At 66.4% G+C, this 14176-nt stretch carries 13 protein-coding genes, 3 tRNA genes and 1 pseudogene; 5 read left to right on the top strand and 12 right to left on the bottom strand.

The features are described from left to right. Positions 1–4 precede the first annotated feature (4 nt). From M1D93_RS03335 to M1D93_RS03300, 8 genes are all read right to left on the bottom strand, one after another. Entirely contained in the window at positions 5–616 is a 612-nt protein-coding gene (locus M1D93_RS03335; protein ID WP_461173769.1) for a hypothetical protein, read from the bottom strand. After that, on the bottom strand, positions 613–1218 hold the full coding sequence (locus tag M1D93_RS03330) for a hypothetical protein (RefSeq protein WP_461173768.1): 606 nt from the start codon (positions 1216–1218) through the stop codon (positions 613–615). Before M1D93_RS03330 ends, M1D93_RS03335 begins: the two co-directional genes overlap by 4 nt. Continuing rightward, positions 1215–1595: a hypothetical protein gene (locus tag M1D93_RS03325; protein WP_461173767.1), complete on the bottom strand. Its 381-nt coding sequence runs from the start codon at positions 1593–1595 to the stop codon at positions 1215–1217. The genes M1D93_RS03330 and M1D93_RS03325 overlap by 4 nt, the downstream gene beginning before the upstream one ends. After that, complete coding sequence (locus tag M1D93_RS03320; RefSeq protein WP_159823958.1) at positions 1592–1783, bottom strand: hypothetical protein; 192 nt, start codon at positions 1781–1783, stop codon at positions 1592–1594. The genes M1D93_RS03325 and M1D93_RS03320 overlap by 4 nt, the downstream gene beginning before the upstream one ends. Further along, entirely contained in the window at positions 1780–2235 is a 456-nt protein-coding gene (locus M1D93_RS03315; protein ID WP_461173766.1) for an Asp23/Gls24 family envelope stress response protein, read from the bottom strand. The genes M1D93_RS03320 and M1D93_RS03315 overlap by 4 nt, the downstream gene beginning before the upstream one ends. A 134-nt stretch (positions 2236–2369) precedes the next feature. Further along, a tRNA-Phe gene (locus M1D93_RS03310) sits at positions 2370–2445 on the bottom strand. A 48-nt stretch (positions 2446–2493) separates the two neighbouring features. After that, positions 2494–2567 (bottom strand) — tRNA-Asp (locus tag M1D93_RS03305). 91 nt (positions 2568–2658) lie between these two features. Then, positions 2659–2731, bottom strand: a tRNA-Glu gene (locus M1D93_RS03300). Positions 2732–2895: 164 nt separating this feature from the next. Between M1D93_RS03300 and M1D93_RS03295 the strand changes: the two genes are divergently transcribed. The 5 genes and pseudogenes from M1D93_RS03295 (at position 2896) to M1D93_RS03275 (ending at position 8098) form a co-directional block, all read left to right on the top strand. After that, positions 2896–3939 (top strand): PHP domain-containing protein, encoded by a 1044-nt coding sequence (locus M1D93_RS03295; protein ID WP_461173765.1) that lies wholly within the window; start codon positions 2896–2898, stop codon positions 3937–3939. 110 nt (positions 3940–4049) lie between these two features. Continuing rightward, a complete protein-coding gene (locus tag M1D93_RS03290; protein WP_461173764.1) occupies positions 4050–5012 on the top strand; it encodes a DMT family transporter in 963 nt (320 codons plus the stop codon). A 21-nt stretch (positions 5013–5033) separates the two neighbouring features. Continuing rightward, a complete protein-coding gene (locus M1D93_RS03285) occupies positions 5034–5480 on the top strand; it encodes a metallopeptidase family protein (RefSeq protein ID WP_461173763.1) in 447 nt (148 codons plus the stop codon). A gap of 10 nt (positions 5481–5490) precedes the next feature. Further along, positions 5491–6411 carry a cation diffusion facilitator family transporter gene (locus tag M1D93_RS03280; protein WP_461173762.1) on the top strand — a complete coding sequence of 307 codons (921 nt, stop codon included), beginning with the start codon at positions 5491–5493 and terminating at the stop codon, positions 6409–6411. 230 nt (positions 6412–6641) lie between these two features. Beyond that, positions 6642–8098 (top strand): annotated as a pseudogene (locus tag M1D93_RS03275) (C40 family peptidase). Between the two features lie 34 nt (positions 8099–8132). Here the strand turns inward: M1D93_RS03275 and M1D93_RS03270 are convergent. The 4 genes from M1D93_RS03270 to M1D93_RS03255 form a co-directional block, all read right to left on the bottom strand. After that, positions 8133–9017 (bottom strand): ABC transporter permease, encoded by an 885-nt coding sequence (locus M1D93_RS03270; protein ID WP_461173761.1) that lies wholly within the window; start codon positions 9015–9017, stop codon positions 8133–8135. Then, positions 9004–9999: an ABC transporter ATP-binding protein gene (locus M1D93_RS03265; RefSeq protein WP_461173760.1), complete on the bottom strand. Its 996-nt coding sequence runs from the start codon at positions 9997–9999 to the stop codon at positions 9004–9006. The genes M1D93_RS03270 and M1D93_RS03265 overlap by 14 nt, the downstream gene beginning before the upstream one ends. A gap of 38 nt (positions 10000–10037) precedes the next feature. Then, positions 10038–11258, bottom strand: coding sequence for a LolA family protein (locus tag M1D93_RS03260; RefSeq protein WP_461175105.1), 1221 nt, complete (start codon positions 11256–11258; stop codon positions 10038–10040). Between the two features lie 127 nt (positions 11259–11385). Continuing rightward, entirely contained in the window at positions 11386–14157 is a 2772-nt protein-coding gene (locus tag M1D93_RS03255) for a PEP/pyruvate-binding domain-containing protein (protein WP_461173759.1), read from the bottom strand. Positions 14158–14176 lie beyond the last annotated feature (19 nt).

Below are 14176 nucleotides of genomic sequence, written 5' to 3'. Positions count from 1 at the left end.
GTGCCTAGCGGACGCGCTCGGCTCTGCTGAAGCGCGTCCGTGCGCCGGCCCCGATGTGGATCAGCACGGGAATGTTTTTTCCCACCACCGTTTCCAGCGCCGCCACCAGGCTGGTGACTTCCTCTGCGAGCAGGTGCGGGGCCACACCCTGGCGTGGCAGGAGGCGCACCTTCAAGGCGGGCGTGCCTTTGACGTCATAGGTGGTGACGGTGGCACCGGCTAAATCGGGACGGTTCGAGAGCGCATGTTTCAGCGCCTGCTCCGCCACTCCCCCGCCGATCCTCACATCGCCCGGGACGTCCCCGGGATCGTACTCGATGGCCAGAAGGTTCGCGCGGCCCTTTCCCTGCTGGGCAACCCACGCCACCATGAGTCCGATAAGCACCACCAGGGCCAGCGCCACCAGGATCCACAACCAGCTTTCGGTGCGCCCGGGAAACCTGGTCGCGTTGAAGGCCTGGTTGATTCCACTCCACACGCCCGCGGACCAGGAATGCCACCACGGGGCCACGGCCGGCACGGCGGCCAGCAACATCAGCAGAGCGCCCACGGCAAGCAGCACCAGCCCCAGGACGGCAATCAGGATCCGGTTGAGAAGGGTGGGGGTACTGTTCATGCGCCGATCACTCCCGACGGCGCCACGTTGACGCGCGCTTCAGGGGAAGGATCCAGTGCCATGGCGTCGAGCTCGCTTCGGACGGCGGCGAGCACAGCCTCCCGGTTCACGGGGACTCCGGAGGTGGGCCGTACATTCACTTCCGCCTGCCGTTGCGAGACGATCACCATGACCTGTTCCGGCGCGACGTTCGCGGCGAGCCGGGCGCGGCGTGCAAGGGATGAGGCGATCACTTCATCGTCCACCACGGCAGTACCGGCGGTGTCCGGGCCGCCACGCAGAAGGTGACGGGCCCGGCGCCCGGGCAGGACCCCATTGAGGAAAAAAACCAGTCCGATCATTGCCAGCACCGCTCCGATGGCGCCCAGGAGCAAGGGTGAAATCCCTGCGGGCAGGGCCACGAGGCGTTCAGCTGCCACCTGCGGTTCGATCAGCCAGGCAGGCTGGCCGATCGCGTGGACGGCGGCTTCGAGGAGACCGTAGGCCGCGAGCGCAATGACCAGGATGGCGGCCACTGTGGCCACCACTGCCCGTGAGGAATGCGTCTCCCGCTGCAGGATGCGCTCCATGTCCGGTCCCTGGCTCTCGATGTTCCGGCTCATTTGACGCGTCCCCCTTCGCTGATCTTTGCTCCGCTGATCCTGATGTCAACCCGGCTCAACCGAGCACCGCTGAGCTCCGTGACTGTTGCCAGGATGCGGGCCTTTGCCTTCACCGTGCGGTCCCAAATGGAGCCCCCGGCGCCCTCAACACGGGAGGGGTCAACCACCACGGCGTTCAACGGTGGAATGCTGATAGGGGTGACGAGGGACAACGCCAGCATGCCGTCGTCGTCCGTCCAGTCCGCCCGGACATCCTCCGCGTCCACGCCCAGGTATTGGGCAGCTGCGGCTTTGGCAAGGCTTGTCAGGGCCTGCGTGCTGATGCGGTTGTGGCCGCCCAGCTCCTGGCCCCGGACAGCCGGGGCTGTGGAGCTCATGAGGACGAGCGCCGGCCGATGATGGCGTCCAGGACGCCGCGAAGATCCAGTTTCCCTTCCGCGGCCCGGCCCAGGAGTGCCCCGATGGCCATAAAGAGAAGGGAAATCAGGAAGCCCCACAGGCCGAACTGCAGGGACATAAAGGCCACGAAGGCGCCCATCGCCGTGCCGGCCACGGTGAGGTTCACAGCAGGGCCTCCCTTTCAGTCGAGCCGGCAATGGTGGGCTTGACGGGAGGTGGCACATAGACGTCAGTGACTTCCACGTTGACCTCGATCACCTGGAGCCCCACGAGTTCCTCGACAGCCCGGTAAACCGCTGCGCGGACCTCATTGGCCAACGAGTGGAGGGGCGTTCCGTAACTCGCCACGAGGCTGATATCAACCGCAACCTGCGTTTCGCCGACTTCGGCACGCACGCCTGCGGCATGCTCGGAACTGCCGACGGCGTCGCGGATGGCGCCGAGCGCACGTGATGGTCCCGAACCGAGGGAGTAGACCCCTGGGACGGAACGGGCAGCAATTCCAGCTACCTTGGCGACGGCGTTCTCGGAGATTACTGTGCGGCCGGGGCCGGGCACAGGAACCGGCACTGCGCGGCTCTGGATGCCTTGGCCGGGTTGCGGGTTCTGGTATTCCATCAGGCACTCCCCCTTCTGTTGATCCCAACCCTATCCCCGCCTGCGGTTTAACGGCAGAAGGCAAGAAGTTTGCAGCAGAGAGCGACAGTGTTAAAGAAGAAAAGCACCAGTTCCGAAGAACTGATGCTTCCCAGTGGTGGCTCCGACCGGCGTCGATCCGGTGACCTTTCGATTTTCAGTCGAACGCTCTACCAACTGAGCTACAGAGCCTAGGTGACTAGTCACCATGAGAGCCGGAATTTCTTCCAACAATCAGAGCGACCCTGACGGGACTTGAACCCGCGACCTCCGCCGTGACAGGGCGGCGCGCTAACCAACTGCGCTACAGGGCCTTGCGTTTCTTGCTTCAGCAGTATCTCTACCGCTTTTTTCAAGGCTTCCAGCCTACCAGACATTTTTTGTCTGTTTGACCAGTTCCTTGCGTACCCCCAACGGGATTCGAACCCGTGCCGCCGCCGTGAAAGGGCGGTGTCCTAGGCCGCTAGACGATGGGGGCCAGAACCCGTTCGGAACAAAATAAAAGGCGTCAAGCGAGGCTTTCCGTCTTTGTCCTTTGCGTTTCTCCGAACTGGACTCTAAAACTATAGGGCCTACTCAGGAATAATCCAAAATCGGCCAAAACACCCGTCCAGAGCGGGAAGAACAGGTGAAGATGGACTGATGGACGCCGTTGCAGCACTCAACGAGATTGCCTTCTGGCTGGAGCGCGGACGCGCTGCCACCTTCAAGGTCCAGGCCTTCCGGAAAGCCGCCGGGGTGATCGCCCCGCTGGCGCCGGACGAAGTGGCAGCCCGGGTCCGGAGCGGCCGGTTGAAATCCATGAAGGGCATCGGTGACCGGACCTACCAGGTGATCCGCGATGCGGTGGAGGGCCAGGTCCCGGACTACCTCGCAGACCTCCGGGAGAAGGGTGCGCAGCCCTTGGCGTCCGGCGGGACCGCCATCCGGGAAGCCCTCCGGGGAGACCTGCACAGCCACAGCGAATGGTCCGACGGCGGGTCCCCCATTGAGCTGATGGCGGCGGCGGCCGGTGTCCTGGGCAGGGAGTACTTGGCGCTGACGGACCACTCCCCCAACCTGACGATCGCCAACGGGCTCTCAGCGGAACGCCTCCTGCAGCAGCTGGACATCGTGGCGGCTATCAACGACGGCACGCATCCCGGCTCGGACGGCCAGCATGATCATAGGGTGCGGCTGCTGACCGGCATCGAGGTGGACATCCTGGAGTCGGGAGAGCTGGACCAGGAACCGGAACTGTTGGACCGCCTGGACATCGTGGTGGCCAGCGTCCATTCGAAGCTGAGGTCGGACCGGAAGACGATGACCCGGCGCATGCTCGCGGGAATTGAGGATCCGCACACCAATGTGCTGGGACACTGCACAGGGCGCCTGGTGGAAGGATCACGGGGAACGCGGCCGCCGTCCGAATTCGATGCCAAGGAAGTGTTCGCGGCCTGCGCCGAACACAACGTCGCAGTGGAGATCAATTCGCGGCCTGAGCGCCAGGACCCGCCCGACGCACTGATCCAGCTGGCGCTGGATGCCGGCTGCCTCTTCTCCATCGACAGCGACGCTCACGCGCCGGGACAGCTGGACTTCCTGCAGTACGGCGCCGAGCGCGCAGACCGGAATGGTGTTCCGGCCGAGCGTATCGTCACCACATGGCCGGTGGAGCGGCTGCTGGAGTGGGCCGGGGCGAACTAGCCTTACTTGTACGCGATGACCTAGACGCCGGTGAATCTTTGGCAGGAACTTGGCTAGACGTGGCCGATTTCCGCCAGCCCGGGATCCGTGCCCGCGGCTAGATTGGCTTCATGACATCAGGCCCCGTCCGCACAACATCTCCCCCACCCACATCCGCATCCCGTGTCAAAGCCCTCGGCGTGACGGCGATGGCCGTCACTGTGGTCCTCTGGGCGTCGGCGTTTGTGGGGATCCGGGCGATCGGCCCCCACTTTTCCCCCGGCTCCCTGACACTGGGCAGGCTGGCGATCGCCGCCGTCGTACTGGCCCTGCTGGTCCTTCCCCAACTGTTCAAGAGCCGCCTCCTTCCCCGGGGCCGGGAGTGGTGGCCGATCCTGGCGTACGGAGTGATGTGGTTCGGCGGCTATAACGTGGCGTTGAACGCGGCGGAGCACGTGCTCGACGCAGGCACCAGCGCCCTGCTCATCAACGTCAATCCCATCCTGGTGGCGATCATGGCCGGATTCTTCCTCAAGGAGGGCTTCCCGCGGTGGTTGATCATCGGGAGCCTGGTTGCTTTCGCGGGGGTTTCGATGATCGCCGTCGGATCCGGACAGCCTTCTGCACCAGGGGAAAGTCCGACGGCGGATGTTGCCGGCGTGCTGCTGTGCCTCCTTGCCGCTGTGCTCGCCGCAGTCAGCGTCATCATTCAAAAGCCGGTGCTGCGGAAGTTTCCCGCCGCCCAGGCCACCTGGTTCGGCATCATGGTGGGCGCCCTGTGCTGCCTGCCGTTTACCGGACAGTTGGTTACCGAAGTGCAGGCTGCGCCGCCCGAAGCAACGATGGGCCTGGTTTACCTTGGGATCTTTCCGACGGCGATCGCCTTCACCACCTGGGCCTACGCGCTCTCACTGATCGAGGCGGGAAAGCTTGCAGCCACTACTTACCTGGTGCCCGGCACCACCATCCTGATCTCCTGGCTCCTCCTGGGTGAGATACCCACCGCACTGGGCCTGGTGGGCGGCCTGGTCTGCCTCGTGGGCGTCGGACTCACCCGGCGCAGGACCCGGCCCGGACGCGAAGCCAGGCAATAGGTTCTTCGCTAAAGTCGGAGTATGCCAGCCACCCTCCCACCGGGCCTGCCCATCGTCCCTGAGGGCCCCAGCGAGCCCCTTCACTTCAACGGATCCTTCAGCTTCACCATGTCCGCGGACGAATTTGAGGCGGCGGTCCAGGATGCCCTGGACAGCATCCCGGACAAATTGGCCAGGGCCATGGATAACGTGGCGGTATTCATCGAGGACGACTATGTCCCGCGGCCCGGGGAGGACCCGGACACAGTCCTGCTGGGTCTCTACGAAGGAGTGCCGCTGACCGAACGGGACTCATGGTGGGACGCCGGGTCCCTGCCCGACCGCATCACCATCTTCCGTGAACCCATTCTTGATATCTGTTCATCGCGCGAGGACGTCATCCACGAGGTGGCGGTGACGGTGGTGCACGAGATCGCCCACCACTTCGGCATCGATGATGACCGGCTGCACGAGCTTGGCTGGGGCTAGCCTTGTAGGCATGGGACACGACCACAGCCATACGCACGGCATCACCGCAACGGGCCGGCACCGCAAGCGGCTTGTGGCCGTCCTCGTCATCACGCTGGTTGTGGTCCTGGTGCAGGTGGTGGGCGCAGCCCTCTCCGATTCACTGTCGCTGCTTGCCGATGCCGGTCATATGCTCTCGGATGCGGCCGGGGTAACCATCGCCTTGCTTGCTGCCTGGATTGCAGGCAGGCCCGCAAGCGACCAGCGGACTTACGGGTACCAGCGGGCCGAAGTTCTGGCTGCCCTGGCCAATGCCTTGATCCTGATTGTCATCTCCGTGGTTATCTTCACCGAAGCGATCCGGCGCATTGGTTCCGCGCCGCAGGTGCAGACGGACATCATGCTGTTTGCCGCCATCCTGGGTGCGGCCGCCAACATCGTGTCGCTGCTTATATTGCGCGGCGCGCACCAGGAAAGCCTGAACGTCCGCGGCGCCTACCTGGAAGTCCTTGGTGACCTGCTGGGTTCCTTCGCCGTCATAGGCGCCGCCGTGGTGATCATGCTGACCGGGTTCCACCCCGCCGACACCATCGCGTCGGTGGTGATTGCCCTGTTGATCCTGCCGCGGGCATGGAGCCTGCTGCGCGACGTCGTTGATGTGCTGTTGGAAGCCAGCCCCAAGGGCGTGGAAGTCCAGATGATCCGTGAGCACATCCTCTCGGTAGAGGGCGTTTCGGATGTGCACGATATCCACATCTGGACCATCACCGCCGGCGTGCCGGTTTTTTCGGCACACGTGGTGGTGGAGGACGGAGTGCTGACCGCCCGCGGTGCAGACCAACTGCTGGACAAGCTGGTGACCTGCCTGGGCTCGCACTTCGATACCGACCACTGCACGTTCCAGCTGGAACCGGCAACACACTCCGAGCACGAGGCGCACCAGCACGCCTAGCCCTAGCCCTAGCCCTAGCCTTCGGCTATTGCACGTAGCCTCAAAGCCCTCCGCGACACGCGGGCCTTTCTTACCCGGGAGGTGGCGCAGTGTGATTTATGTTATTGATGTGACTGTTGTTGCCAAAGTGCAATACCTCACGTAGCCTCGGGACTGCTGGGGAGCAAACCAGGGGCACCGCCCTGCCGTGATCAGGACCTCCCAGCCTTATTCCTTCGAGGTTGCTGCAGATGGTTTTGACCGGATCCGGGCGCAAAGCGGCTGTGCTGTGCGCCGCCGTCGTACTTATCGGAAGCATGGCGACGCCGGCCGGGGCCCGCGCTACTCCACTGTCGCCAGCCGTCTACGTTCCTGCAGCTCCCGGGATCCCGTCCCCCGAAGACATCGCCGCGGCCAAGGCCAGCGAGGCTGCCACCGCAGACCAAGTCTCCGCCATTGAACGCATCCTGGAAGCAGCGGCGAGTTCACAGCAGGCTGCCTTTGCCGTGTCGATGCAGGCCAACAATGCCTATAGCGAGGCCCTCGTAGAGCTGCAGCAACGATCGTCAGCGGCTGCTGCCGCCTCGGCGAAGGCCACGGCGGCACAGGACCAGCAGGACAGGGCCCGGAAGCAGGTGGACAGCTGGCGGGCGACCTCTACCGCCACGGGGGCCTCAACCCCACCCTCGGCACTTTCGTCAGCGGCACCGGTGAAACCCTTCAGCAGGCGGCCACGCTGCAGGCCCTCTCGGCCGGCAGAAGCCGCACCTTTGAGGCGGCAGATGCCGCAGCCCATGCCACGCAATCATTGACCGCAGCTGCGGAAGACGCCACAAAAGCTGCCGCCGACGCGGCGATGACGGCAGAAATCCGGAAAACCGAGGCGGAAGAAGCCAACGCAGCCCAAGTCAAGGCCGTGGCCGACGCCAAGGCCCAGCGCATCGTCCTGGTGGACCAGTTGGCCCAGCTCCGGAACACCACCGTGGCCCTCGAGTCGGCACGGGTTGATGCCCTGGACCGGCAACGCGAGGAAGCCCGGCTTGCAGCGGCATTGGCAGCTGCCGAACGGGTTTCCCAGGAACAGCCGGCTGCGTCGGCAACCCGTCCTGCCGCGGCGGCAGCTGCTGCACCGGCAGCACCTGCAGTACCGGCGCCTGCAGCAGCCGCACCTGCAGCTCCGGCGCCTACGCACGTCCCCGCTCCCACTCTTCCAGCTCCCGCACCGGCCGCGCCTGCAGCACCCGCTCCCCCAGCTCCCGCGCCAGCACCTGTCCCAGCCCCGGCTCCCGCACCTGCTCCCGCACCAGCGCCGGCGCCCGCCCCCTCAACCGGGAGCGGAACCTATGAGGCCGCCATCTCGGTGGCACTCAGCAAGGCCGGCGCGCCTTACCATTACCAATGGGGCGGCACTGGCCCTTACGGTTTCGACTGCTCAGGCCTGGTGCAAACAGCGTTTGCGGCCGCCGGGAAATACCTTCCCCGCACAGCCGCCCAGCAATACGCTGCTGCTCCCGTCCACGTGCCAATCTCGCAGGCACGGCGCGGCGACCTGCTGGTATGGGGATCGCCGTCGAACTTCTACCACGTTGCCATTTACTTGGGCAACGGCCAGGTGGTGCAGGCGCTTAACCCGCAGGAGGGCATTGGCGTCACGCAACTCAGCGCGATGGCCGGCATGCAGCTCCATCCGTACGCGGCGCGGTACTGACCCCCGGGAGCAGGGCCCTTCCGACCGGCACGTCTCAGCTCAGCACGTCCTTGGTGACGAACCGCCCGTAGGCGAGCGCACCAAACACGGCCACGTACCCCGCCTGCAGCAGGGCGTTGCTGGTGAATGAGTCCCACAGCACTGGCTGACGGAGCAGGTCACCGAAACCCAGCCAGTAATGACTGAACAGCCACGGGTGCAGCCACTCCAGCTGCGGCAACTGGTCAAGGACCTGGGACACCACAGAAACCACCACGGTTGCGGCCATGGCCCCCACCGGAACCACGGTCAGGGTAGACAGGAAGAGCCCTATCGCGGAGAGCCCGGCCAGGGAAACGGCCAGGTATGCCGCGATCAGGAGGATGCGCAGTGCGGCCTCCGGCGGCTCGATCACGTCCCCGGACAACAGTGTCACCGGGCCCACCGGGAACAAGGCGGCTCCAATGGCGGCACCGGCCAAGCCCACCGTAAGGGGCGCAGCCAGGCAGAACGCCAGCGCCCCGGCGTACTTCACCAACAGCAGCCGGACACGGCCCGTGGGAGCAACCAGCAGGTACCGTAGCGTTCCCATGTTGGCCTCGCCTGCGATGGTGTCGCCTGCCACCACACCCACCGTCAGGGGCAGGAAGAGTGGAACGGACACCAGCATGGCGGTGAAGGCCACAAACAGCCCGTTCTGCGTGATGCGGTCGAGAAAAGCAGGACCCCGCCCCGGGGGGACCGCTGACGAAACCCTCACCGCCACTGCCACCAGCACCGGAATTGCGGCAAGCGCGAGCAGCAAGGCCCACGTGCGCCGCCGCCCGAACAAGACCCGCAGTTCGGACCACAGGAGTGAAAGCCCGGACCCGCGCGGTGCTGCCGCGGTCGCTGCTCCGTCGGTTCCCCTGGCCCCAAGCCGTGCGCTACTGGGCAACATCGAACCCCTCCCCCGTCAAGGCAACAAAGCGGTCCTCAAGGCTCTCCCGTTCCACCGCAAAGCCACGGACCCGGACGCCGGCCTGCACCAGGTGGGCCACTATCTCTTCAGGGGCGGGGTCGCCTGCGGCAGGCTGTCCCGACGCAGAACGCTGTCCCGGCGCGGAAAGCTGTCCCGACACGGCAAGCGCCGCCGTCACCACTCCACCGTCCGACTGCGCCGGCGCAGGCTCCGGCGCAAGGCCCAGGCGTGCCAGGACTTTCATCGCCGCCCCAGCATCCGGCGTCACGAGGCGGATGCTGGTGCTTCCGGACCGGCGCAGCTCCGGAAGCGGACCCTGGGCCACGAGCCGCCCGGCGCTCATGATGGCTGCATGCGTACAGATCTGCTCCACCTCGGCCAGCAGGTGGCTCGACACAAAAACAGTGGTCCCGTCCGCCGCGAGGGATCGGACCAGGTTCCGCACCTCCCGGGTGCCCTGCGGGTCGAGGCCGTTGGTGGGCTCATCCAGCACCAGCAGTTCGCGGGGTGACAGCAGCGCGTTGGCAATGCCCAGCCGTTGCTTCATACCCAGCGAATAGGCATGCACCCGCTTGCCCGCCGCGTGGCCCAGTCCCACCCGTTCCAGTGCCTCGTTTACCCGCTCTTTGCGCGTCGCAGGGGCGGCATGGCGGGTGGCGGCATCAAGGCGGTGCAGGTTCGCGGTCCCGGAGAGAAAGGGATAGAAGGCAGGTCCCTCCACAAGCGCCCCTACGCGCGGGAGGACGTCCTGGAATTTGCCGGGCATGTCCATGCCCAGCAGGCGGACGGTTCCCGCGGAGGCGGCAGCGAGGCCCAGCAGCATCCGGATGGTGGTTGTCTTTCCGGAGCCATTGGGTCCCAGGAACCCAAAGACGGCGCCCGAAGGCACCGCCAGATTGATGTCATTCACAGCCAACTGCTGCCCGAAGCGCTTGGTCAGCCCGCGCGTCTCGATGGTCAAGCCATACGCCCGGGCGCCGGGGCCTCCTGCGGCCCCGGTCACGGAGCTGCTGATGCGGCTTGCAGCCTCTCCGGCGGTACCATGCCCGCGAAGATCCGGCCGTCGTCGGTGAGCAGGACGTTGAACAGTGTGGTGGACAGCAGCCGCCCGCCAGGGACGGCGACGGCGGCCTGGGCCAGCAGCGGATTCCGGGACAGCAACGTATTGGCAGCTGAGGCGGCCCCTGCCTCCGCTGGGACTTCCACTACGGTTTCCCAGCCGGCGCCGTCCAGGTATGGCCGGATCTTGTCCTTGACGCTCCCTGCCGGGTCATCCGGAGTCGCGTGCGTGCCGGGACCGCCCGGGAATTCTGTGAGGGGCCCATGTTCGGGATGGCGGAACTGCAGCTCCTCCACGGTGCTGCCGGGCGGCGGGACGAAGTTGAACAGTGCCTCGTCCGGAGCTTCCAGGGACAGGCTGGTGAATCCGGCGGTGAAGGACGGCTGCGCCGCACCGCGTGCCGTCACCTCCACGGACAGCGGCATCCCAGTCGCGGCGTCGACGGCGATAGCTACCTTGCCCACGAGTGTGCCCCCGGTGCGCGGTTCAAGCAGCAGATTGTAGGCAGGACGCCCGGTGGCCTCCACGTCAGGGCCCACGGACACGGCAGTTGAACTGTCAGCTGCGGCCAGGAACTTGTCGGCAAGCTCCTGGGGAGTGGGCGGGACCGGGGCGTCCGGCTGAGGCTCCGCAAGCGGCTGGCTCCCGGTGTTGCCCGGGTGGGTCAGCGGCAGGTCCATGGCATAGGCCGGCAGGGTCAGGTGGGCGGCGGAGTTGTCCTTTGACGAGTAGAACCAGACGTCGTTGTCGCGGCGGATCACGTCCCGTTCGGCGAGCCGGTCGACTACCTGGACGCGCGCCTTGGTCCTGCCGTCCATAAAGACCCTGGCCGTGTGCTCGCCGGTGAGGAACTCCATGACTGAGGCTGCACCGCCGGCAGAGGCAGGGCCGGAGGTGGGACCTGTTGCCGGCAGTTCCGGCAACCCCAGCTCCGAGGATTGTTCGATGGTGCCCGAGAAGGTGTGCGTCCTGTTTCCGGCGAGCAGGGCGATCACTTCGGCCGGGGTCTTATCCGGCAGTGGATCCCCTGCACGTGCAGGGATGGATCCCGCCACTACCCCGGCGGCGATCAGTGCAGGCACCGCCACGGCAGGAACCCACCGCAACCAGGCGCGGTTACTGCCGCGCCTTACAACCCGGTTCAGATCCGGGGCGTTCATACTCCGGCGGTCCACACTGTCGTTCATTGTCCGGCCGTCTCCGTCCTTGGAGCCCATAGTCCAAGGGTACGCCTCCGAACCACTCCCTACACCTGCCGCCAACACCTGCGGCACAGCCCGCCGGCGGCTACTCGGGCACTACGGTTCCGGCGCCGCCGTCGACCGTTATTCTTTGTCCGGTGGCAAGCCGGGCAGTGGCTTCCGGAACCGCCACCACGGCGGGAATGCCGTATTCCCGCGCTACCACGGCACCATGCGAGTTGGGCCCGCCCATCTCCATCACCAGGCCGCCGGCCGTCAGGAACAACGGAGTCCATCCCGGATCGGTGGACGGTGCCACCAGGATTTCCCCGGGTTCGAGGTGAGCTCCGACGGGATCCAGGATGACCCGGGCCGGAGCCGTGACCACGCCCGCCGAGGCCGGGCTGCCGGAGAGCGCGCCGTCGGCAGTCGCAGCATCCGCTGCCTGCAGCACCTCGGGCTCGGTGCCGTCCGAGAGCAGGACCCTGGGAATGTGGCGCCTGCCCAGTTCACGGGCATAAGCGGCACGGCGCTCGAGGACGCGTGCGCGCAGCTTTCGCGGCTGGCCGGCGCCCTCGGGAGTGCGGCCGCCCAGTGCCTGCCGGGCTTCCTCAAAGTCCAGGAAGAAGATGTCATCCGGGCTCTCCAGCTGGCCGTCCGCTGCCAGCGCAGTTCCTACGTGGGCGAGCTGCTTCCGTACTTCAGCGAGGCCCAGGATCAGCTGGTACTTGGGCAGTTCGCGCAGCCCGGCGAAAAGCCTGGTACGGCGCAACGCGGCACGAACCAGCAGCGCGCGTGCCCTGCCGCGGCGGCGCGCCTCGGCCACCAGCCGCTCCACCTCCGCCTCTGCCTCTGCATTCGCCCGGCTGAACTGGACGTCCGGCGCCATGCCGGGATCCGTAAGGCGCAGGTAGTTGGCCAGGACTCCCAGGATGTGTTTGGGGTCATCGGACCACCTGGGCAGGCCCACATCGATTTCGGCTACGGCCCGGTGCCCGTAGCGTTCGAGGAACCGTACCAGGCCCGCGTGCAGGACCGGTGGCAGCCGCCCGGCAGCGTAGTCGGCTGCCAGCGCCGATGGCTCCAGCGTTTCCAGGGCCGCACGTGACTCGCGGTCGTCCTTCATTGCGTTTGCAAGGTGCCACAGGTCGAGGTCCATCTCCGTGGTCACGTTCTGCGGCAGGCCCCGGAGCACCTTCTGCAGGTCCACCCCACGGTCCGGTCCCAGCAGCTTTCCCGCCAGCCAAAGCATCGCGAAGCCCAACGCGGGCAGGGGCAGGATGGCCGGCACAATCGCAAAGAGCCGGCCGCCCAGGAGCCGCTCCGCGTGGTCGAGCCGTTCAGTTGGCCCGGCTCCTGCCTTGAGCTCCAGATCACCGGCGAATTCCCTGGTGAAGCGGTCCAATCGGCGCAGCGCCGCCTTTGGCCTGAACAGCGCCCGAAGCAACGACTCCGGGACGCGCGCCCGCACCGCCGCCGGCAGGATATGGCGCACCAGCCCGAGCGCAGTCCTGCGGGTTACCGCGAACCGGGGGTCGTCAAAAACTTGGCGCAACACCATGGCTGACCGGGCTTCCATCACGTCAAATATTCGTGGAAGAATCCGGCGGCCCACGCTGCTCCGGACGGGCGTGGTGAGGTCAAAGTAGATACGCTGGGCTGCCTCGGCAAACGGTGAAGGGCCGTCCCGCGGTTCCGGGACGGCGAAGCCCGCCGCCTTGGCTACTGAAGAGGCAACCAGCCTCAGTGATGCCAGCCCCATGGGCGTGAGGGGCCGGGTGAGGCCCTGAGCCAGGCTGAAGCACAGGTAGACCCTGTTTCCCGTGCCGGCTGAACGGCTCTCGGGGATCGGGTACAAGGTGGTGATGGGCCGGGACTGGGTCAGCCAGAGGGCGCCCCCGGTGTCGATGGCCCATTCGGTGTCCTGTGGGGACCCGAAGTGCCGCTCGGCCTGCCGGCCAAGAACAGCAAGCTCCAGCACCTGCCCGTCCGTAAGGCTGGAAGCCTCCGCGCCGCCGACGAGGTCCTGCAACTCCGTTCCACCGCCCGGAAGCGGCCGCACCATGACGCGCTTGTCGCCCACCTTCCGGTCCAGGATCCCGCCCTTTTCGATATCCACCACGAACTGGTCCGGATTGACGGTCCCGGAGACCACCGCTTCGCCAAGCCCCGGCGCGGCATCGATGACGGCCTCCCGCCTCCTGCCGGTCACCGGATTTGCGGTGAACATAACTCCGGCCGCTGCCGCGTCAACCATCCGCTGGATGACGACGGCGAGGGCTACCTCGTGCGGCGCGATCCCCAGTGCCGCCCGGTAAGCCACTGCCCTGTCTGTCCAAAGGGAAGCCCAACAGTTCCGCACTGCCTGGAGGACGGCGTCGATGCCTATGACATTCAGGTAGGTGTCCTGCTGGCCCGCAAAGCTCGCAAACGGAAGGTCCTCCGCCGTTGCGGAGGACCTGACGGCCACCGGAACACCTTTACCCAGCGCTGCATATGCCTGCTCCACGGCGGCAACGATCCGGGGCGGAACCGGGAGGGCACGGATCGCCTCCCGTGCCCTGCCCGCCAGTGCGGCCAGGTCGGCGGCCTGCCCGGCGGTTCCCGGCTGCAGTGCGGCCTGAAGGTTCCCCAACTCTGCGAGCACCCCGTCCCGAACGGTTCCGGTGGCTTCCCGGTATGCCTGGGTGGTCAGGCAGAAGCCATCTGGAACCGGCAGACCCGCTGCTATCAGTTCACCGAGGTTGGCGGCCTTGCCTCCCACCAGCGGAAGCATGCCGCCATCAACATGGCTGAGGCGAAGGATGAGGCCAGGGGCAGTGTTGCCGTCCGACGGGCGGGAAACCTGCCCTGCCTTTCCTGGTGGGTCGGCTGCCATCGCGACGCTCCCTGCGGCA

This window comes from Arthrobacter sp. Z1-9 (genome assembly GCF_054792695.1).
Note: the sequence above shows the minus strand (reverse complement) of the source record. Positions and strands in the feature narration are given on the sequence as shown.

Bases quoted from the DNA above. Each gene is read 5' to 3' on its own strand.
- M1D93_RS03335 (WP_461173769.1), bottom strand. From the start codon at position 616: ATGAACAGTACCCCCACCCTTCTCAACCGGATCCTGATTGCCGTCCTG.
- M1D93_RS03330 (WP_461173768.1), bottom strand. From the start codon at position 1,218: ATGAGCCGGAACATCGAGAGCCAGGGACCGGACATGGAGCGCATCCTG.
- M1D93_RS03325 (WP_461173767.1), bottom strand. From the start codon at position 1,595: ATGAGCTCCACAGCCCCGGCTGTCCGGGGCCAGGAGCTGGGCGGCCAC.
- M1D93_RS03315 (WP_461173766.1), bottom strand. From the start codon at position 2,235: ATGGAATACCAGAACCCGCAACCCGGCCAAGGCATCCAGAGCCGCGCA.
- M1D93_RS03295 (WP_461173765.1), top strand. From the start codon at position 2,896: ATGGACGCCGTTGCAGCACTCAACGAGATTGCCTTCTGGCTGGAGCGC.
- M1D93_RS03290 (WP_461173764.1), top strand. From the start codon at position 4,050: ATGACATCAGGCCCCGTCCGCACAACATCTCCCCCACCCACATCCGCA.
- M1D93_RS03285 (WP_461173763.1), top strand. From the start codon at position 5,034: ATGCCAGCCACCCTCCCACCGGGCCTGCCCATCGTCCCTGAGGGCCCC.
- M1D93_RS03280 (WP_461173762.1), top strand. From the start codon at position 5,491: ATGGGACACGACCACAGCCATACGCACGGCATCACCGCAACGGGCCGG.
- M1D93_RS03270 (WP_461173761.1), bottom strand. From the start codon at position 9,017: ATGTTGCCCAGTAGCGCACGGCTTGGGGCCAGGGGAACCGACGGAGCA.
- M1D93_RS03260 (WP_461175105.1), bottom strand. From the start codon at position 11,258: ATGAACGCCCCGGATCTGAACCGGGTTGTAAGGCGCGGCAGTAACCGC.
- M1D93_RS03255 (WP_461173759.1), bottom strand. From the start codon at position 14,157: ATGGCAGCCGACCCACCAGGAAAGGCAGGGCAGGTTTCCCGCCCGTCG.